The 19,710-nt window shown below is 64.8% G+C and carries 20 protein-coding genes and 2 pseudogenes; 15 read left to right on the top strand and 7 right to left on the bottom strand.

Features of this window, described 5'->3' with window-relative positions; all coding sequences use genetic code 11:
- Positions 1-20: 20 nt before the first annotated feature.
- From HWE17_RS12280 to HWE17_RS28655, 8 genes and pseudogenes are all read left to right on the top strand, one after another.
- Positions 21-1,670 carry a DUF4394 domain-containing protein gene (locus tag HWE17_RS12280; protein WP_255206223.1) on the top strand — a complete coding sequence of 550 codons (1,650 nt, stop codon included), beginning with the start codon at positions 21-23 and terminating at the stop codon, positions 1,668-1,670.
- A 113-nt stretch (positions 1,671-1,783) separates the two neighbouring features.
- Positions 1,784-3,064, top strand: a complete 1,281-nt coding sequence (locus tag HWE17_RS12275) for an arsenic transporter (RefSeq protein ID WP_176388934.1) — start codon at positions 1,784-1,786, stop codon at positions 3,062-3,064.
- A gap of 59 nt (positions 3,065-3,123) precedes the next feature.
- Complete coding sequence (locus HWE17_RS12270; protein WP_200880243.1) at positions 3,124-3,708, top strand: TetR/AcrR family transcriptional regulator; 585 nt, start codon at positions 3,124-3,126, stop codon at positions 3,706-3,708.
- A gap of 72 nt (positions 3,709-3,780) precedes the next feature.
- The gene (locus tag HWE17_RS12265) at positions 3,781-4,881 is read left to right on the top strand and encodes an alkene reductase (protein WP_176388933.1); all 1,101 of its coding nucleotides are present in this window, start codon (positions 3,781-3,783) and stop codon (positions 4,879-4,881) included.
- 28 nt (positions 4,882-4,909) lie between these two features.
- Positions 4,910-5,293 (top strand): nuclear transport factor 2 family protein, encoded by a 384-nt coding sequence (locus HWE17_RS12260; protein ID WP_176388932.1) that lies wholly within the window; start codon positions 4,910-4,912, stop codon positions 5,291-5,293.
- A 39-nt stretch (positions 5,294-5,332) separates the two neighbouring features.
- The gene (locus HWE17_RS12255) at positions 5,333-5,962 is read left to right on the top strand and encodes an NAD-dependent dehydratase (protein WP_176388931.1); all 630 of its coding nucleotides are present in this window, start codon (positions 5,333-5,335) and stop codon (positions 5,960-5,962) included.
- A gap of 47 nt (positions 5,963-6,009) precedes the next feature.
- Positions 6,010-6,426, top strand: a pseudogene (locus HWE17_RS28660) (GNAT family N-acetyltransferase); the annotation flags it as partial.
- Between the two features lie 9 nt (positions 6,427-6,435).
- Positions 6,436-7,029, top strand: a complete 594-nt coding sequence (locus HWE17_RS28655) for a flavin reductase family protein (RefSeq protein WP_035826983.1) — start codon at positions 6,436-6,438, stop codon at positions 7,027-7,029.
- Here HWE17_RS28655 and HWE17_RS12240 read toward each other — a convergent pair whose 3' ends face one another.
- The 5 genes from HWE17_RS12240 to HWE17_RS12220 all read right to left on the bottom strand — a co-directional run bounded on the left by HWE17_RS12240 (position 7,030) and on the right by HWE17_RS12220 (position 11,357).
- Positions 7,030-7,956: a DUF2145 domain-containing protein gene (locus HWE17_RS12240; protein WP_255206222.1), complete on the bottom strand. Its 927-nt coding sequence runs from the start codon at positions 7,954-7,956 to the stop codon at positions 7,030-7,032.
- Positions 7,953-8,384, bottom strand: coding sequence for a hypothetical protein (locus HWE17_RS12235; protein ID WP_034788152.1), 432 nt, complete (start codon positions 8,382-8,384; stop codon positions 7,953-7,955). The genes HWE17_RS12240 and HWE17_RS12235 overlap by 4 nt, the downstream gene beginning before the upstream one ends.
- Before the next feature lie 92 nt (positions 8,385-8,476).
- Positions 8,477-9,343, bottom strand: a complete 867-nt coding sequence (locus tag HWE17_RS12230) for an HDOD domain-containing protein (RefSeq protein WP_225241008.1) — start codon at positions 9,341-9,343, stop codon at positions 8,477-8,479.
- A gap of 56 nt (positions 9,344-9,399) precedes the next feature.
- On the bottom strand, positions 9,400-10,497 hold the full coding sequence (locus HWE17_RS12225) for an acyl-CoA dehydrogenase (RefSeq protein WP_176388930.1): 1,098 nt from the start codon (positions 10,495-10,497) through the stop codon (positions 9,400-9,402).
- A 74-nt stretch (positions 10,498-10,571) separates the two neighbouring features.
- On the bottom strand, positions 10,572-11,357 hold the full coding sequence (locus tag HWE17_RS12220; protein WP_035818269.1) for a helix-turn-helix domain-containing protein: 786 nt from the start codon (positions 11,355-11,357) through the stop codon (positions 10,572-10,574).
- Between the two features lie 109 nt (positions 11,358-11,466).
- Between HWE17_RS12220 and HWE17_RS12215 the strand changes: the two genes are divergently transcribed.
- From HWE17_RS12215 to panB, 3 genes are read left to right on the top strand one after another with little or no spacing between them, the layout of a single operon-like run.
- A complete protein-coding gene (locus HWE17_RS12215) occupies positions 11,467-12,414 on the top strand; it encodes a DMT family transporter (protein WP_176388929.1) in 948 nt (315 codons plus the stop codon).
- Between the two features lie 36 nt (positions 12,415-12,450).
- Positions 12,451-12,897, top strand: a complete 447-nt coding sequence (locus tag HWE17_RS12210) for a PaaI family thioesterase (RefSeq protein WP_176388928.1) — start codon at positions 12,451-12,453, stop codon at positions 12,895-12,897.
- A gap of 19 nt (positions 12,898-12,916) precedes the next feature.
- Positions 12,917-13,744 (top strand): 3-methyl-2-oxobutanoate hydroxymethyltransferase, encoded by an 828-nt coding sequence (panB, locus tag HWE17_RS12205; RefSeq protein WP_176388927.1) that lies wholly within the window; start codon positions 12,917-12,919, stop codon positions 13,742-13,744.
- Here the strand turns inward: panB and gstA are convergent.
- Both gstA and HWE17_RS12195 read right to left on the bottom strand, forming a co-directional pair.
- Positions 13,741-14,355, bottom strand: coding sequence for a glutathione transferase GstA (gstA, locus tag HWE17_RS12200; protein ID WP_176388926.1), 615 nt, complete (start codon positions 14,353-14,355; stop codon positions 13,741-13,743). The genes panB and gstA overlap by 4 nt on opposite strands.
- Before the next feature lie 167 nt (positions 14,356-14,522).
- A pseudogene (locus tag HWE17_RS12195) lies at positions 14,523-14,968 on the bottom strand (SDR family NAD(P)-dependent oxidoreductase); the annotation flags it as partial.
- 142 nt (positions 14,969-15,110) lie between these two features.
- Here HWE17_RS12195 and HWE17_RS12190 point away from each other — a divergent pair.
- The 4 genes from HWE17_RS12190 to HWE17_RS12175 all read left to right on the top strand — a co-directional run bounded on the left by HWE17_RS12190 (position 15,111) and on the right by HWE17_RS12175 (position 19,674).
- The gene (locus HWE17_RS12190) at positions 15,111-16,079 is read left to right on the top strand and encodes an IS1595 family transposase (RefSeq protein ID WP_176388925.1); all 969 of its coding nucleotides are present in this window, start codon (positions 15,111-15,113) and stop codon (positions 16,077-16,079) included.
- 305 nt (positions 16,080-16,384) lie between these two features.
- Positions 16,385-17,509: a fimbrial protein gene (locus HWE17_RS12185; RefSeq protein ID WP_176388924.1), complete on the top strand. Its 1,125-nt coding sequence runs from the start codon at positions 16,385-16,387 to the stop codon at positions 17,507-17,509.
- 92 nt (positions 17,510-17,601) lie between these two features.
- Entirely contained in the window at positions 17,602-18,744 is a 1,143-nt protein-coding gene (locus HWE17_RS12180; protein ID WP_176388923.1) for a fimbrial protein, read from the top strand.
- 135 nt (positions 18,745-18,879) lie between these two features.
- Positions 18,880-19,674, top strand: coding sequence for a hypothetical protein (locus HWE17_RS12175; protein ID WP_176388922.1), 795 nt, complete (start codon positions 18,880-18,882; stop codon positions 19,672-19,674).
- Positions 19,675-19,710: the final 36 nt, after the last annotated feature.

The raw sequence follows: 19,710 nt of genomic DNA, 5'->3' as shown, positions 1-19,710 counted from the left end.
CTCTTACAGGGGCCACGACCATGCCACATTTGCCAACCTTGCCATACGCCAAGCTGCTGCTCGTTTCCGCCGTCGCCATGTCGCTTTCCGCCTGCGGCGGCGGCAGCGACCATGACGATGTTGTTGTTCCGCCACCGCCACCCGTGGTGGTGCCCGGCGACGTCTTCGTGCTCACCGCCAGTAATAAACTGCTGTCGTTCGACCGCGCCACGCCAGCCACCATCCGCACCACGGTCACGGTCACGGGCTTGCAAGCTGGCGAAAACCTGCTGGGCATCGATTTCCGTCCCGCCGATGGCCAGCTGTACGGCGTCGGCAGCACGGGACGCATCTATACCCTGAATGGCGTGACGGGCGCCGCCACCGTCAAAGCCACCCTGGCGGCCGATGCGGCCGACGCGACGGCGCCTTACACGGCGCTGGCCGGCACGGAGTTCGGCGTCGATTTCAACCCCGTCGCCGACCGCCTGCGCATCGTCAGCAACACGGGGCAAAGCCTGCGCATCAATGTCGATACGGGCGCCACCACGACCGATGGCAATATCAATGGCGGCGCGGCCAATACGGCCATCACGGCGGCCGCCTACAGCAACAGCTTCGCGGGCACGGCCAGCACGACCCTGTTCGTCATCGACGCGGCCAACGCCACCCTGTACACGCAAAATCCGCCGAACAACGGTACCCTGGCCAGCGCCGTGCCGCTGGGCGTGGCAGCCACCGGCGTGGCCGGTTTCGACATCGATGCGCGCACGAATACGGGCTACGCCGTCATGACGGTGGCCGGCGCGCGCAACCTGTACACCCTGAACCTGGCGGCCAGCACGGCACCGGCGACCCTGGTGGCGGCCATCGGCGTGACCGAGGAATTGCGCGGCATCGCCCTGAAAGCGCCGGCGGCGCCCGTCGCCTACGGCCTGACGGACGACAATCGCATCGTCAGCTTCAAGACGGCCACCCCGAACACGCTGGACGCGAACGTGGCCGTGACGGGCCTGGCGGCGGGCGAGCGCCTGCTGGGTTTTGACATCCGTCCCAAGGATGGCTTGCTGTACGGGATATCGTCGGCGGGGCGCATCGTCACCATCGCCCCGGACACGGGCACCGTCACCGTCAAGGCGACACTGGCCGCCGATGCGGCGGATGCCAGCGCGCCGTACACGGCCATCGCCGGTACGGCCTTTGGCGTCGATTTCAACCCCGTCGCCGACCGCCTGCGCGTGATCGGCAACACGGGGCAAAGCCTGCGCATCAATGTCGACACGGGTGCCACCACCACCGACGGCGCCGTCAACCGCGCCGGAGCAACGCCGGCCGTCACGGCAGCCGCCTACAGCAACAGCTTTGCCGGCACGACGGCGACCATGCTGTTCGATATCGACACGGCCAGCGCCAGTCTCGCCCTGCAAAATCCGCCGAACGACGGCACCCTCGTCAACGTCGGCGCGCTTGGCGTGGCGGTGGCGGGCGACGCGGGCTTCGACATCGCGGGCGGCGCCAACGGCCTGGCTCTGGCGGCCTTGCGCACGTCGGCCACGGGACCGAGCTCGCTGTACCGCATCGACCTGGCGACGGGTGCGGCCGTGCTGAGCGGCGGGGCGGCCACGCCGGCCGCTTCCGCCATCGGCAACGGGTCGGTGGGCTTGGTCGATATTGCCATCGCGCTCAAGTAAGGAAACACGCCGCAGCTTTGCTTCGATTCAATAATTCCAGTATTATAGAATTATTGTTGATATTCAATGGCTGCGGCGCATGGTGCCCGCGATGCCGCAACGAACGGGACCTCATGCTCACCGCTTTCCTCATCTTTCTCACCACATTAGTCCTCGTCATCTGGCAGCCGCGCGGCCTGGGCATCGGCTGGAGCGCCGTCATCGGCGCTGGTGTCGCCTTGCTAGCGGGCGTGATCCACTGGGGCGACATCCCCGTCGTCTGGCATATCGTCTGGAACGCCACCGGCACGTTTGTTGCCGTGATCATCATCAGCCTGCTGCTCGACGCGGCCGGCTTCTTTGAATGGGCCGCGCTGCACGTGGCGCGCTGGGGCGGCGGCAGCGGACGCAAACTGTTCGTGCTGCTGGTCTTGCTGGGCGCGCTCGTCTCCGCCGTGTTCGCCAATGACGGCGCCGCGCTGATCCTGACGCCCATCGTCATCGCCATGCTGCGCGCCCTGAAATTTTCCGCCAAGGCCACCCTGGCCTACGTGATGGCCGCCGGTTTTATTGCGGACACGGCCAGCCTGCCGCTGGTGGTGTCGAACCTGGTGAATATCGTTTCGGCCGATTTCTTCAAGATCGGCTTTGCCGAGTACGCTGCCGTGATGGTGCCCGTCAACGTTGTCGCCGTGCTGGCAACCCTGGCGGCCTTGCTGATCTTTTTCCGCAAGGATATTCCGACTGACTACGCCGTGACGCAGCTCAAGCAGCCTGGCGCCGCCATCCGCGACCCGGGCACCTTCCGCGCCGGCTGGCTGGTGCTGGCGCTGCTGCTGGTGGGATTTTTCTCGCAAGAAGCCTTGGGCGTGCCCATCAGCCTGATCGCCGCCGTGGGCGCGGCGCTGCTGCTGGCCGTGGCCGGCAAGGGCCACGTGATTTCCACGCGCCACGTGCTGCGCCATGCGCCGTGGCAGATCGTCGTCTTTTCGCTGGGCATGTATCTCGTCGTGTACGGCTTGCGCAATGCGGGCCTGACGGCTTACCTGACGGGCATGCTGAACCACTTCGCGCAGTACGGCGTGTGGGGCGCGGCCATGGGCACGGGCGTGCTGACGGCGTTATTGTCTTCCGTGATGAACAACCTGCCGACGGTGCTGGTGGGCGCGCTGGCCATCGATCCGACGACGGCGCAGGGGGCCGTGCGCGAAGCGATGATTTACGCGAACGTCATCGGCAGCGACCTGGGACCGAAGATCACGCCCATCGGCAGCCTGGCCACCTTGCTGTGGCTGCACGTGCTCGACAGCAAGAACATCCACATTTCCTGGGGCTACTATTTCCGCGTCGGCATCGTGCTGACGGTGCCCGTGCTGCTGGTGACCCTGGCCGCGCTGGCGCTGCGCCTGGGGTGATGGCGCAGCAGGGGATAGTTTACTAGACGACCGGTCAGATTTTTTGCTATACTGGCCGCATGAGCAAAAAATCTTCCGCTGACATGCGCCAGCACCTGATCGACATCGCCAAGGCCCTGATGGCCGAGAAGGGCTATACGGCCGTGGGCCTGGCGGAACTGGTGGCGGCGGCCGGCGTGCCGAAAGGCTCGTTCTACTATTATTTCAAGTCGAAGGAAGAGTTTGGGCAAGCCTTGCTCGACGATTACTTCACCACCTATCTGCAGACGGTTGACGCCTTGCTGGACGGCCCGGGCAATGCCCGCGAGCGCCTGCTGGCCTATTTTGACTACTGGAGCGCCACCCAGGCCGGCAGCGCGCCGGAAGGCAAATGCCTGGTGGTCAAGCTGGGCGCCGAAGTGTGCGACCTGTCCGTGGACATGGGCGCCGTGCTGCAGCAGGGCACGGGCGCCATCCTGGAGCGCCTGACGCAGTGTATCGAAGCGGGCCACCTCGACGGTTCCGTGGCGGCGGCGACGCCGGCGCGCGTGCTGGCCGAATCGCTGTACCAGCTGTGGCTGGGCGCTTCGCTGATGGTCAAGGTGGCCAGGAACGGCGGACCGTTCGACGCTGCCATGTCGACCACGCAACGGCTGTTGTCCTAGCCGTTTTTTTTAACCATTAACTAGACGACCGGTCAGTTATTTTGACCTCTCGCACAATATGAAAGCAGTACGATGACCGAACAGCATGAAAGCGATCTATTTTCTCCAGTCGACCTGGGCGCGCTGGCCCTGGCCAACCGCATCGTCATGGCGCCGCTCACGCGCAGCCGCATGGGCGATGATGGCGTGCCGAACGCCATGCACGCCGAGTACTATGCCCAGCGGGCTAGCGCCGGCCTGATCATCAGCGAGGCGACGAATATCTCGCCCCAGGCGCGCGGCTATGCGATGACACCGGGCATCTGGACGGACGAGCAGGTGGCGGGCTGGAAGCTGGTGACCGATGCCGTGCATGCGGCCGGTGGCAAGATCGTTTGCCAGCTGTGGCATGTGGGGCGTTTTTCGCACGCCAGCCTGCAGCCCGGCGGCGCCGCACCCGTCGCGCCTTCCGCCATCCGGGCCGAAGGCAGCACCTACACGGCCAGCGGCATGCAGCCCGTATCGATGCCGCGCGCGCTGGAAACGCGGGAAATCGCTGGTATCGTGGCGCAGTATGCGCATGCGGCCGCATGCGCGCTGCGCGCCGGTTTCGACGGCGTCGAGGTGCATTCGGCCAACAGCTACCTGCTCGACCAGTTCCTGCGCGATTCCACCAACCGGCGCACGGATGCGTATGGCGGCAGCATCGACAACCGCACGCGGCTGACCCTGGAAGTGACCGACGCCGTGGTGCAAGTGTGGGGCGCATCAAGGGTCGGCATCCGTTTGTCGCCCGTCACGCCCGACGCGGGCAACACGCCTGTCGACAGCGATGTGATGGCCACCTATGGCTACCTGATCGAGCAACTGAACCGCCACGCTCTGGCCTACCTGCACTTCGTCGAGGGCGCCACAGCCACCTCGCGCGACGTGCCAGATGGCGTCGATCTCGACGCGCTGCGCGCGCTGTTCACCGGCCCCTACATCGGCAACAACCATTACGATTTGCCGCTGGCGCAGGCGCGCCGCGCGCAAGGCAAGGTCGATGCGGTGGCCTTTGGCCGTCCCTTCATCGCCAACCCGGACCTCGTGGCGCGCCTGCGCCATGGCGTGCCGCTGGCCGTGGCGCCGCGCGCGGCGTATTACGGCGGCGGCGCCGTCGGCTACACCGACTGGCCCGCCAGCCAGTCCTGATTTTTTCACCCACCCCAAGGAGCGCAATATGAACACCACCACTTACGTGCAGGATTACCAGGCCATCGTCGCCGTGCTGAATCAATACAATGCAGGCGGGGCGCAGGCAGACAGCAGCATCATGCGCCCGGCCTTCAGCAGCGAGGCCACCATTTTCGGCGTCGATGGCGACGATCAACTGACGGGCGGGCCCATCGAGGGCCTGTTCGAGATCATCGACAGCGCCTTCCGCCCATCGCCGCAGGCCAGGGCGGCCATCGTGCGCGTCGATATCGTGGGCACGGCAGCCAGCGCGCGCGTCGATACGGACGACATCTCGGGCTTCTGCTTCACCGACTTTTTCAATCTGCTCAAGGTGCAGGGCGAGTGGACCATCGTCAGCAAGATCTATCACACGCACGCGGGCGCCTGATACTGTATCGTGTGGCGTCCAGTGTATGCGGGAGAAGGAATGAAACTGATACTGATAGGCGCCACGGGCCTGGTGGGCCGCGAAGTGCTGCGCCTGGCGCTGGCTGATGCGCGCGTCACGGTCATCGTCGCGCCCGTGCGCAAGCCCTTGCCGGCGCATCCCAAGCTCGATGCGCCGCTCGTCGATTTCGACCGCTTGCCGGCGGACGCGCCCTGGTGGCAGGCGGACGCCGTCATCTGCACCTTGGGCACGACCATGAAGGTGGCGGGTACACGGCAGGCGTTCTGGCGGGTCGACCACGACTATCCGCTGGCCGCGGCGCGCCTGGCGCTGGCGGCCGGCACGCGCACGTATGCGCTCAATTCCGCCGCCGGTGCCAACGCCACCTCGCGCTTTTTCTACAACCGCGTCAAGGGCGAGCTGGAACGCGACCTGGAAGCGCTGGGTTTTGGTTCGCTCACGCACGTGCGTCCCGGTCTGATCGGCGGCGAACGCGACGTGGCGCGGGCGGGCGAGGGCGCCGCCTTGCGCCTGCTGCGCGTGCTCGGTCCCGTGCTGCCGCGCCGCTGGCGCATCAATCCCGCGCCACGCATCGCCAGCGCCTTGCTGGCAGCGGCGCTGGCCAGCGCGCCGGGCGTGCACGTCGTCAGCCCGGAGCAGCTGGTTTGAACGCGCCGCCCGTATAATTCCCGATCATCTACTTGCGAGTACAGACAATGCAGACAGTACGTGTTTACCAGGCCGGCGACCGCGACGCCTGCCTGGCCCTTTTTGACGGCAATACGCCGCGCTTTTTCGACCCGTCCGAGCGCGCCAGCTTTGTCGCCTGGCTGGAAAATTCGACACATCCTTATCTGGTCATCGAACGCGACGGACGCGTCGTCGCCTGCGGCGGCCATGCGCTCGATGCGAGCGGCACGGTGGCCAGCCTGTGCTGGGGCATGGTGGCGCGGGATATGCACGGTCAGGGTCTGGGCCGCGTGCTGACGCAGGCGCGCCTGGACGCCATCCGCACCGTGCCGGGCGTGGCCAGGGTGAGCATGCATACCAGCCAGCACACGCAGGCCTTTTATGCGCGCTTCGGCTTTGAACCGGTCAAGGTGACGCCGGACGGCTTCGGGCCCGGCATCGACCAGTGGGACATGCTGCTGTCGCTAAATGAACGGGACCACATCGCCGCCGTGCCACTGGAAAAAGCCTACCGGCTGCTCAATCACGGCCCGTCTATTCTCGTTTCGGCGCGCCATGCGGGCATCGACAACGTGATGGCCGCCGCGTGGGCTTGCGCCCTCGATTTCGCGCCGCCCAAACTGACCGTGGTGCTGGACAAGGCCACGCGCACGCGCGCGCTGGTCGAAGGCAGCGGCAGCTTCGTCATCCAGGTGCCGACGGCGGCGCAGTTGCAGCTCACGCATGCGGTGGGCACGCACAGCCTCGATGCGCAGCCCGATAAACTGGCGCGCGCCGGGGTAGGGCTGTTCCATCGGGAAGGGTTTGATCTGCCGTTCGTGGCCGGATGCTCGGCCTGGCTGGCTTGCCGCCTGCTGCCGGAGCCGCACAACCAGCAGGCATATGATTTGTTCATTGGCGAAGTGGTGGGCGCCTGGGCCGACACGCGCGTGTTCCGCGACGGGCACTGGCATTTCGAGGATGCCGATCCATCGTGGCGCAGCTTGCACTACATCGCCGGCGGGCGCTTTTATGCGATCGGCGAAGCGCTCGACGCGGACAAATGATCAGTCGAGGGCGATGACCCTGTCGTTCGCGCCTGGAATACAGCCGTCGGCGATCGCATCCCAGCCCCGGTGCACCACCACCTGCTTGCCGTCGTGGCAGATTTCCACGCGTTCGCTGGCGGGCAGGCGCTGGCGCGCGAACGCTTCCAGGCTGGCCGGCAGGCTCACTGCCAGCTGCATCGTGCCGATGGCTTCCGGCGGGTGGTCGTCCATGTGCACGAGCGGCACGAAGATCGATCCCAGCATCAGCCAGCGCGCACCCACGTCGACGGCGGCGGGCGCGTAGGGCGCGGCGCGCAGCCAGTCCTGGGCGCGCGCGCGCAAGTCGCCGCCGGCCGCCAGTTCGCCCCAGGCGGCGGCCAGCATTTCCACCACCCACTGATTGCAGTTCTGGTATTTCAAATTGAAGGCGTACGCGTTGGCGCTGTAGCGGCCCGCCAGCAACTGCTGCACGCGCACGGGGTCGAGCAGGGCGCGGCGCAGGGGCGGCACGGTTTCGGCCGGCAGTTTCACGAGGGAGATGTAGCCGAGCGCGGGATTTTCCGTGCCCATGGCGAAACCGGCCGTGCCCTGGTCAAAGATGCGCGGGCGGCCTTCGTCGCAGGCGTAGTACAGCTGGCGCGCGGACCAGCCGCTGTCATTGTCGTGGCGCCAGGCCAGCGCCGCATGCGAATAGCGGATGCCGAAGCGGGCCAGGTCCAGGCCCGAGCGGCTGATCAGGGCCACGCTGCCTTCGCTGGCGGCCAGTTCTTCGCGCACGACGGCGGCAAAGCGCAACAGGCGGTCCTGTTCCGTGGCCGTGAGTTCCTGCGCGCGGTCGCAAAAGCGCGAGGAGGCGAGCGAGGTGCCCGCCTGCGCCGCGCCGGCGCCGACGAGGGCGCAAACGCCCAGCAGCAGCGCCGGGCGGCGCAGGAGAAAACGAATCAAAGGCTGACGGGACGCGTGGCCATTTCGCCGTACCAGTCGTCGGCCAGCACGAGGAAGAATGCGGCGCGCGTGTCGTTGCGCGAAAATTCGATGCCGTAGGCGCGGTTTTGCGCATGCACCACGTCGCCCTGCGCCAGTTGCTGCTTGTCGAGCGCCGCTTGCGGCAAGTCCAGCACCAGCGGCGTTGCCGTGGCGTCGGCCTGCATGGTCAGGCGCGTCATGCCGTCGCGGCCGGGCACGGCGGCCACGTCGATGATGCGGTAGGGGCCATTGGCCACCTTGTTGTCGCGCGAGGAGCTGTTGCTCGAACCGTTGAGCGAATCGGAAATGCTGCCGCTCGACTGGGAACCGGCGCTGGAGGCCGAGGAAACGAAGCTGTCGGCGTTGGCGTTGCACGCCATGGTCAGAGCTGCGGCCAGGCCGAGCATGCGTAAGGAGGTAGTCAAGGCAGTTTTCCAGTGGACGTCAATGAAAGCAGGCCGGATCCATTCCGGCCTGCGCCATCATAGCAGATAGGCCATCAGCTGAGCAGTACCTCGATCAGGCCCTTCGCTTCGGCCGACGGTTGCGTGCGCAGCGCCTGCAGCACGGGATCATTTTCCAGATACGCTTGCAGCGGCGCGCTGATGGTGATGCCGGCCTGCGGCAGCGGCGAAGGCACGGGCGCCAGCGCCTTGGCCAGCAGCAGGGTGTCGCGCAAGCCCTCGGGCGGCAGCATGATGGTCGAGCCGGGCAAGGTATTGACGGCATCGGCTACCTGCAGCGGCACGCCCAGCTGGCGCATCAGCGCGCGGCCGATCACTTCCAGGGCGGACGCCATCTGCGTTTCCAGGTGGGCGTACAGACCCGGGGTCTTGTCGGCCTGGGCCAGCAAATAAAAACCGGCCACTTCATGCACGATGCCGGCGAACAGGGCCGTATCGGCATCCGTGTGCGTGACGGCGCCTGCCAGGCCATGCGCCAGCGCCGCCACGTGCACGGTGTGCGCCCACAGCTGGGTGGCGCGGGCGCGCAAGGCTTCGTCGCGGATGCCCGCGTTCAGCTGGCGGATGACGGCCGCCGTCGCCAGCGCATACAGGTTGCGGTGGCCCAGCCGCTCGACGGCGGCGCGCACGCTGGTGATGGCGGGCGACTGGCCGGGCGCAAACAGGGCCGAATTGGCCAGCGCCACGGCGCGCGCCGACAAGGTCGGTTCGCACAGCAGCAGCCGGCTGATGTCGGCCGAGTGGCAATCGGGATTGGCCAGTTCCTTTTGCAGGAGCAGGGCCGTATTGATGCTGGTGGGAAAGGCCAGGGTTTCCGTTTCGGCGCTGGCCAAAAGTTGCGCCAGGCTGCTGAGCGTGTTGACGTGCATGGGTAGGGGAGCGGGAAGTAGCAATGCTCCCATAGTATCAGGCAATCCGGCCTGCATGGCGCCCGGCAGCCTTTTCAGCCATGCGCCTGTCAGGGAAGCAGCAATGCATGCTGGCCGGCCGTATGAAAGTCGCGCCACACGCGGTTGATGGTCGTGTCTTCGCGGGCCGCGTACAGGCCGCAGTACGGATACAGGCCATCGACTGCCGCGCGGCACACGGCGACCAGCTCCAGAGAACGCTCTTGCACGGCCTGCATGGCGTCCGCGTCAAGCGCCGCGCCGCCTGCCACCGTTGCCCAGCTGTCGTCCAGCACGGCGTAAAAACGGGTGCGTGCGGCAGCGTAAACATCTTTCTTTGCTTGCAACATGGCCGCCACCTCCGGTACCTCCAGCAGCGGCAAGCCTGCGCGCGCGTGGCGGCGGTGGCGCATGCATTCTTCGGCCAGTTGCATGAAATGCGCGGCCATGCCGGCCACGTTGGCGGCCAGGGTCACGTAGGCGAGTGAATAGAAAGGGTAGCGGTACAGGGGGCCGCCGGCCGTCGCGGCGCTGGCGTCGATGGTGAAACCGTGTTCCTTGGCAATCCACTGGCCGTCGATCCGATAACTGTGCGAGGCGCTGGCGCGCATGCCGATGCTGGTCCACGAAGGCAGCAGCTGCACCAGCGCGGCGGGCACGAGGAAGGCGCGGATGCGCGGCTTGCCTTCGTCATCGAGCAGGAGCTGGCCATCGCGCCGCAGCCGGGCGTTCAGGGTGAAGTGGGTCGCCATGGGCGCGCCGCTGGCGTAGTCCCAGCTGCCCGTGATGCGGTAGCCGTCGCCTTCTTCCTCCGCGTAGCCGGTGGCCGCGCCGCTGCCGCCCAGGCAGACCCGCGGCGTGCCGATGATGGCCTGCGCCAGCTCAGGTTCCAGGAAACCCGCGAACCAGCCCGCGCCCGCGCACAGGGTCAGCACCCAGCCCATGCTGCCATCGACGGCGGCCACGGCTTCTTCCAGGCGCACCACTTGCGGCAAGGGCAGCTCGGCGCCGCCCGCGCTGCGCGGCGCCAGCATCGTCAGCCAGCCGCGCCGGTGCAGCAAGGCTTGCTGCACCGGATGCAGGAAGCGGGCCGCATCAGCCGCCTGGGCGTGGCGGGCGATGCGGCGTGCGTCGCGTTCGAAAAGGAGATCAATGGCAGCGTGCGGCATGGGCAAAGTCCGTCTATGGCAGAGGCGGGCATTTTCGCACAGCGCGCACGCTTGCGGGGGGGCGGCGGGTTTGGCTAGGCAGTGCGCCGCCGGTACTCGTCCGGCGTCTCGCCCGTCACCTTGCGGAACATGGTGATGAAGGCCGAGGAGCTGGCATACGCGAGGTCGAATGCGATGCTTTCGACTGTCTGGCCCGCTTCCAGCATGGCCATGGCCTTGATGACGCGCAGGCGCGCGCGCCATTGGGCAAAGCTCATGCCCAGGTCGCGCTGGCAGCGGCGCATCAGGGTGCGCTCGGTGGTGTTGACGGCCTGCGCCAGCGCGGCCAGCGGGCGGTGGTCGCCGGGGTTGCTGTCGAGCATGGCCAATACCTTGCCCAGCATGGGGTCATCCGAGCTGGGCAGGTAACTGCCCACGGGCGTGGCGCGTGCCAACTGGTCCAGCAAGACATGCAAGAGGCGCTCTTCATGGATAGTCTGCGGCAAGCCGGGCGGGTGCGCGTGCAAGTGCTCGTGCATGGCGCGCACGAAGGGCGTGACGGCCAGTGCGCATGGCGCGGCGGGTAGCTCCCGGCACAGTGCTTCACTCACATACAGCGAGCTGTGGAAGGCGGGATGGCGATTTTGTCCCGTATGCGCCACGCGCGGCGGCAGCCAGATGCCGTACTGGGGCGGCACCAGGTAGTGTTTTTCTGCCACCAGCACCTCCACCACGCCACCAAGCGCATACACGAATTCGCCCCAGGAGTGGCTGTGGCTGGGATACATGGCCGCAGCGGGCATGGCGGCGCTGCGAAAGCAGATGGGGGCGGGCAAGACGCCGCTGTAGGGTGCTGTCAGCAAGTGTCTGGTAGTGGACATGGGAATGTTTGCAGGTGGCTGTATTGCGCGAGGTACTGTCGGATTCTCACTATATCAAGAAAAGCCGCACCCTTCATACTAGCCGCTCCGGATTAGCTGAGGGAATACTGTGGAAACGCGCAAGGCAATGGATGGGCAGGCGGTGGTCGTCATGACCCTGCTGTGCCTCGTATGGAGTTTGCAGCAGGTGGGTATCAAGGCGGTGGCGCATGACATGGCGCCGGTGCTGCAGATCGCGCTGCGTTCGGGCTTGGCCGCCATGCTGGTGATACTGCTGATGCTGGCGCGCCGCGAAAATCTGGGGCCGGCGCGCGCCGCCTGGCGCCCTGGCTTGCTGGCCGGCAGCCTGTTTGCGCTCGAATACCTACTGCTGGGGGCTGGATTGCAATATACGAGCGCGGCGCATGCCGTGGTGTTTCTCTACACGGGGCCGCTCTTCGTGGCGCTGGGCCTGCATTTCAGGCTGGCGTCGGAGCGCCTGGCTCCGCCACAATGGGCCGGCGTGGCGCTGGCCTTTACCGGCATCGTCGTCGCCTTTGTGCCTGGCGCTGCGCCAGCGGGCGCGCCGGCCGACCCGCGCGGCTTGCTGGGCGATCTGCTGTGCCTGGCCGCTGGCGCGGCCTGGGGCGCGACGACCCTGGTGGTGCGCTGTTCGCGCCTGGCGCAGGTGCCGGTCACGCAGGTGGTGCTGTACCAGTTGACGGCGGGCTGCGTGCTGCTGCTGGGCGCGGCTGCAATGCTGGGTCAGCTGGCCTTCGCGGCCACGCCCCTGGTGATCGGCAACCTGGTGTTCCAGTCCCTGGTCGTCTCGTTTGCCAGCCTGCTGGCGTGGTTTCATTTGCTGCGCCGCTATCTGGCGTCGCGCCTGGGTATTTTTTCCTTCCTGACGCCGCTGTTCGGCGTGCTGCTGGGCGCAATGTTGCTGGACGAACACGTATCGACGGCTTTTCTCATCGGCGCGGCGCTGGTGCTGGCCGGCATCGTGCTGGTCAGTGCAAGCGGTCCGCTGACGCTGCGGTTCGCGGCGCGTCAGAAGCAGGGTAGAGTGGAGCTGTAATCATTTTCCCCAGTTCACTTGAGAAAGCAGTCCACGATGACCCGACTTCCTGACCCGCAATTCGCCGATCGCGTCCGCGCCAGTTTTGATTTGCAGAACGCCATGACCTTGATCAAGGCCAGCCTGCCCGTGGTGACGCATGGCAGCACGGAAATCCACGTGCCGCACTGGAGCGGCATCGAGCAGCAGCACGGCTTCGTGCATGGCGGCGTGGTGGGCATGATTGCGGACTCGGCCGCCGGTTATGCGGCCATGACCATGGTGCCGGACGGTGCGTCCGTGCTGACGGTGGAATACAAGATGAACCTGCTGGCGCCCGCCGACGGCGAGAAACTGATCGCGCGTGGCAATGTGGTGCGTCCGGGACGCACCCTGATCGTTACGCAAGCCGAAGTGTTTGCCGTACGCAATGGCAAGGAAACCCTGTGCGCGCTGATGCAGCAAACCATCATGGTGATGCACGGCAAGTCCGAAAAAACGTAACTTCATGAAATGAGAGAACATGCCCACCCCAGACCACAATGAACACCTGCCGCATAGCAAACCGTTGACGGCGCCAGCCTTGCTGGCCATGCGCGATAGGGGGCAAAAAATTGCCGCACTGACTTGTTATGACGCCAGTTTCGCCACCCTGATGAACGCTTGCGGCGTGGAACTGTTGCTGGTCGGCGATTCGCTGGGGAATGTGGTGCAGGGGCAGGGCACGACCTTGCCCGTCAGCGTGGCCGACATCGCTTATCACACGGCCAGCGTGGCGCGCGGCAACCGCACGGCCGTGCTGGCGGCCGACATGCCGTTCGGCAGCTATGCCACGCCGCAAGTGGCGTATGCCAATGCCGTCCAGCTGATGCAGGCGGGCGCCCACATGGTCAAGCTGGAGGGCGGCAGCTGGCTATGCGACACGGTACGCTTCCTGACCGTACGGGGCATTCCCGTATTCGCCCACCTGGGCCTGACGCCGCAGTCCGTACATCAGTTGGGCGGCTTCAAGGTGCAGGGCAAGACGGCGCAAAGTGCGGCAGTCTTGAAAGCCGACGCGCTGGCCCTGCAGGCGGCCGGCGCCACGCTATTGCTGCTCGAAGCCATCCCGGCCGCGCTGGGCAAGGAAGTGTCGGAACTGCTGGCCATTCCCACCATCGGCATCGGCGCCGGGCCCGATTGTTCGGGTCAGATCCTCGTCATGCACGATATGCTCAACGTGTTTCCCGGCAAGAAGGCGCGCTTCGTGCGCGACTTCATGACAGGGCAGGCCAGCATCGGCGGCGCCTTCACGGCCTATGTCGGCGCCGTCAAGGAACGGTCTTTCCCTGCACCGCAACACTGCTTTTAAGACGCCTTGGCCAATCCTTCCGCTTCCCAGGCAGCCTTGACGCTGTCGCGCTGGGCCACTCTTGTCAGGAAGGCTTGCAGATTCGCCAGTGCGGACAAATCCACGCCCACGCCTGGCGCCCAGCCCGTGATGACGAACAGGTAGGCGTCAGCGACCGTGAACGTGTCGCCCGTCAGGTAGTCCTGGCCTTCCAGGCGGCTGTCCACCCACTTGTATTTCTTGCCAAGTTGCTCAATGAACAATGTCTTGGTGGCGGCGTCGATGCGGGAATCGAACAGCGGACTGAACGATTTATGCAGCTCGGACGTGATGTAGTTCTGCCACTCCAGCACCTTGTAGCGGGCCAGATTGCCCACGGGCGGCAGCAGGTCTTGCTTGCCGGCCCGTTCGGCGATGTACTGGGCGATGACGGGGCCTTCGCTCAAGGTCGTGCCATCGTCGAGCGCCAGCAGCGGCACTTGTCCCTTCGGGTTGAGTTCATAGTAATTGCCGCCTTCCTGCGTCCGGTGCTGGCCCAGGTCGACCTTGACCAGGGTGAACGGCGTGCCTGTTTCGCGCAGGAGGATGTGCGGCGCCTGCGAGCAGGCGCCCGGAGAATAAAAGAGTTTCATGGCGATCCTGTCCTTGAAAAGGTGGGGAAGATGCCACTATAGACCTGCGCCGCCGCGCGGTAAACGCGTGTTCGCGCAAGTGGCCGTGCACGCTCGAAGGAGGCTTGCGCTGGCTCAAATGGCCGCCGGCGCCGGGCAGTCTACCGCCATCGTGGCGCTGGTCCGACGGGACGGGTCTGGCGGAACAGTTCCGTTTCCACGGGGCATGGCGTGACCGCATTGGCCGTCACGCCGTGCTCGGCCAATTCCAGGGCCCAGGTTCTCGTGCAGCCGACCAGGGCGCTTTTGGCCGCGGAATAGGCGGTGCGGTTCGCGTTGCCGTAGATGGCCCGGCTGCAGATATTCACGATGCGGCCATAGCGGCGCTGCTTCATCGCCGCCACGAACTGCTGCGTCACCTGGATGGCGGCGCGCACGTTCAGATCGAAGACATTCTGCAAGTTGGCAAAGTCGATCTGCCCCAGTGGCAGGCCACCAAGGTGCCTGGAAAGTCCACGCCTTCAGTATGCCGGGCGATGCCAACGACCCGGTGGCCGTGCTGATGCAGCAGGGTGCTGATGGCATAACCGATACCGCGTGTCGCGCCAGTGACGAGAAAAGTACGGGATGTCATGGAGAGGATTTCTTTTGGCCTGAAAATGAACACTTGGGAAGGCTATACTCTTTGGCTCTGTCATCGGCAAGTAGGGGAAATGCCGGAATCTTCCTGTGACCGTGCTGTCTGACTCTGCATACCCACCCTGCAGGAGCAGATCATGCGGCCAGCCGAATGGATCACCTTGATTGCGCAGTTTGCTCAGCTGAGCCAACGCCAGCGGCACGCAGGCATTGCCCTATTGCGTGGCAACTCTCCACAAGACGCGACCGTCGCGCTGCTAGAAAGTGTGGCCCAACCGCGATTGGCCTGTCCCGCCTGCCATTCAGACCACTTGCACCGGCATGGCCATGCGCACGGTTTGCAGCGCTACCGCTGCGTGTCCTGCGGCCGCACCTTCAATGCCTTGACGGGCACGCCGCTGGCCCGCTTGCGCCACAAGGCGCTGTGGCTCGATTATGCCGATTACCTGCTGGCATCGGATTCCGTGCGCAAGGCGGCGTTACAGCTGGGCGTACACCGCAACACGACGTTCCGCTGGCGCCACCGGTTTTTGTCGTTGGCAAAGACGGACAGACCGCATGGTTTGCACGGCATTGCCGAAGCCGACGAGTTATATCTGCTGGAATCGGAAAAGGGATCCAGAAACATGACGCGTCCGGCGCGCCGCCGGGGCGGCCATGTCCACAAGCGCGGCATTTCCAATGAACAGGTCTGCATCCTGGTGGCACGCGACCGCACGGGGCAGACGCTCGATTTTGTCACGGGGAAAGGGACGTTGACGAAAGCGCAGCTGCATCATTGCTTGTTGCCTGTCATCGACAAGGACGTGCTGCTGGTGACTGATGGCCATGCCGCCTACCGGGCCTTTGCGAGGGAAGCGGGCATCAGCCACCAGGCCGTCAACTTGCGCGCCGGCATCCGCGTGCAGGGCGCCGCCCATGTGCAGAACGTCAATGCCTATCACAGCCGTTTGCGGCAATGGCTGGGTCCGTTTCATGGCGTGGCGACGCGCTACCTGCCGAACTACCTGGGATGGCGCTGGATACTCGACGCCAGGCGTATCCGCTCACCGGAAACATTATTGAAAGCAACGCTGGGCGCATTCCCACATTTGACGGTGACATAGCCTACTCTTTTGCCATTGCATGCATCGCTGCCGCAGTGTCGCCGGATTTCGCCGGGCTTGCTTGATCATATTTTTTTTGCAATTTATCCGCTTTTCGGAGTGCTCCTATATGGCATGTGCCGTTGGGGCCATACACTTCTTCCCGCTACAACACAGTAGCGCTGGCGCGCAAGCATGCTTCCCTGCAGCGTGCCGGACATTCCCGGTTCCCGGTTGTCACGGACCGGTTGCAATAGTCAATTGAGCGATTGCCACGCCGCCAAGGCAACAGTCAGTTGCATCCATCAATATATAAAGGTTGCGTTATGCAGATAGCCTATTTACTCAAATCGGCGGTAGCCGTCGCGCTACTGTGGGCGGTGAGCAATCCGGCCTTCGCGGTCACCTGCACTTACATGGATGGCATCCAGCCGGCCGTGGGCGCCATGCCCTTGCAGGGGTCGGCGATCACCGTCGGGCGCGAGGTGCCGTTGGGCACCGAGGTGTATCGCCAGACATTCAAAGTGGCCAGCGGCCAGGCAGTGAAACTGGATTGCCTGTATGCCCCGTATCAACAGTATACCGAGCTGACGGTTGATGGCGGCTTCCTCTTGGCAAACTGGTCCAGCGGGAAGTATGCGAATAAAGTCTACAGCACCAACCTTCCTGGGCTGGGGATTGCCTTCAACAGTGTCGGCGGTCCGCTGCCCAGACAGTCAAGCAAGGCATGGACCGGTTGCACGGCAGGCAAAAACTGCATTGTTCCTTTTGACGCGCCGTCCAATTTTGAACTGCTGCTGATCAAGGTAGGCGAGGTGACGCCCGGGGTGCTGAGAGGCGATACGCTGCCGGGCGTCAGCCTGTTCGGTAATTTCGGCGATGCCAGAATGCTTGGTTTCAAGATGGGCATTTCCGGCAACCTTCGGATAGCCTCGAAGACCTGCAGTACTCCCGATGTCGCGGTGCCCATGGGCAAGTATAAAACCAAAGATTTTAGCGGGATCAACGGCGCTACGGGCTGGAAGGACTTTTCCATCAACTTGAATGATTGCCCGGCGTTCTATGGAACAGTGAGCACCACCGCTGTCAGCTGGATATCGCAAAGCGGCACGTCACCGAGCGGCACGGCTGGCGCCGTAAGCCGCGACAATAACAGCCTGCGCTACCGCATCGATCCCGTTCGCACGCCCATCAACGCAGGCAATGGCGTGCTGAGCCTCGACCCCAGCGCCGCAGGCCGTCCTCCCGCCGCCACCGGCATTGGCCTGCAAATAGCCACCCAGGCCGGCAACGCGCTGCCGCTGGCAAACTTGCAGAGCGGCGGCCTGGGCCTGAGTAGCTTCGAAACCAGCTATTCCATTCCCCTGCGGGCACGCTACCTGCTGACGGGCGGCAAGATATCGCCCGGTCCGGCAAATGCGTCGGCAACGTTTACGATAAGTTATGAATAACTACATTAAGGAAACACCAGGGCGCGCAGCAGAATGGCTTGTATGCTGACCCTTGCGTCAGTTGCACCAATCAATATAGATAAGGTCGCGTCATGCATATCGGCTCTTTACTCAAATCGGCGGTAGCCGTCGCGCTACTGTGGGTGGTCGCCAATCCGGCTTTAGCAATCACCTGTAGCTACATGTACGGCGTTCAGCCGGCAATAGGCACCATGCCTTTTCAGACATCGGCGATCAGCGTCGGACGCGAGGTGCCGGTGGGCACGGAGGTGTATCGCCAGACATACAGGGCGCGGTCCGGCCAGACGGTGACACTCGACTGCCTGTATGCTCCGTTCCAGATGTTTACCGAGCTGACGGTGGATACCAGCTCCGCCCTGGCCGCCTGGTCCACCGGGAAGTATGCCAATAAAGTCTACAAAACCAGCATTGAGGGGCTGGGGGTTGTGTTCAACAGTACCGGCGGTCTGCTGCCCAGACGGACATCTTCGCAGCCGAGCACTTGCACGCCGGGCTATCGCTGCATTATTCCTTTTGCCGATTCGAACACCAATACCGGGCCGGCCAATTTTGAATTGATATTGATTAAGATTGGGGCTGTCACACCCGGGGTGCTGAGCGGCAGCTCCTTGCCGATCGTCAGTTTGTTCGGCAATTTCGGCGATGCCAGAATGCTGGGCTTCCAGATGGGCATCTCCGGCAACCTGCAGATAGTCTCGCGGACCTGCAGTACGCCGGATGTCACGGTGCCCATGGGCACGTATAAATCCAAGGATTTTACCGGGATCAACAGCTCCAGCGGCTGGAAGGATTTTGCCATACGCCTCAACGATTGCCCGGCGTTCCATGGAACAGTTGGCAAGACCGCTGCAAGCTGGCTGTCGGACAGCGGCAACTCGCCGGGCGGCACGGGAACGAAGGGCGTGCGTGAAATGAACAGCCTGCGCTACCGCATCGACCCCGTGCGCACGGCCATCAGCCTCGGCAACGGCGTACTGAGCCTCGATCCCAGCGCCCCCGGCCGTCCTTCCGCCGCCACCGGCATTGGCTTGCAGATAGCCACCCAGGCCACTAGTACGCTGTCCTTGGCAAGCCTGGAGAGCAGCGGCCTGACCTTGAGCGACTTCGAACGCAGCTATTCCATCCCCCTGCGCGCCCGCTACCTGCAGACCGGCAGCAGGGTGACGCCGGGACCGGCAAACGCCTCGGCGACATTCACGATCAGTTATGACTAGGCTGCTGCGGGAGGTCGATCAAACAGAAAGGCGGGGCATGACTCGCCGCCTGAAGGCGTGTGGAATGGACACAAGCGCTCGGCTATAATCCGGGGACGTTGGCAGGTGTTGCGCAACGTCATCACGGAGCCGCACATGCACAAACTGATTTCTGAACTGAACCGCCTGTATCTGTTCGACGAGCAACAGCAATACGTCGAGGCGGATGGCAGCGCGCAGGCGCTGACGCCGGCCGTGCTGGCCCATCATCTGTCGGGTGAGCAGACGCTGGCGGTGCGGTTGGTCAGCGAGCACGGCCTGGCGCGCGCGCTGGTGCTGGAGTTTGGCGGCAAGGGCGGCGGCGAAGCGCACTGGAGCGCGCTGTGCACGATCGCCAACGCCGTGCAGCACGAGCTGGACTTGCCGGCGCCCGCCGTCAGCATCTCGGGCACGGCGTTCCAGCTGTGGCTGTCACTGGCCACGCCCGTACCCGTCGCGCAGGCGCGCCAGTTCGTCCAATTGCTGCGCTCGACTTTCCTGCCAGCATCGACCGACATCCTCGCTATCGCGCCGCCAGACTACGTGGAACAGGCGGCGCTGCCGCCGTGCCTGCAGCCGACGGGCAAGTGGGCCGCCTTCATCCACCCCAGCATGGGCGCCGCCTTTGTTGACGAGCCAGGCCTGGACATGCCGCCGCCGCCCGCCGCCCAGCTGGGTTTCCTGGAAAGCTTGCGCAGCATCAATCCGGGACAATTCGCGCAAGCGCTTGCCAAGCTGCAGGGACATGCGGGCCTGCTTGACGCCGTGCCCGCTCCTGTCGCCGTCACATTGCCAGTGGCAACATCCGCCGCTGCGCCGGGCTTGCTGCTGCAGGACGCCAGCCTGGAAGACATCGTCCGTTGGCTGCATGCGCGCAACATCGAGCCGACTTTCCGGCACCGGCTGCCGTAGCGGGGCGCGCGTTCTCCCTGACTGCAGACTACGTTA

This window comes from Janthinobacterium sp. BJB401, assembly GCF_013372745.1.
GTDB classification, from domain to species: Bacteria; Pseudomonadota; Gammaproteobacteria; order Burkholderiales; family Burkholderiaceae_D; genus Janthinobacterium; species Janthinobacterium rivuli.
The sequence above is the reverse complement of the archived record's forward strand: the minus strand, read 5'-3'. Positions and strand labels throughout refer to the sequence as shown.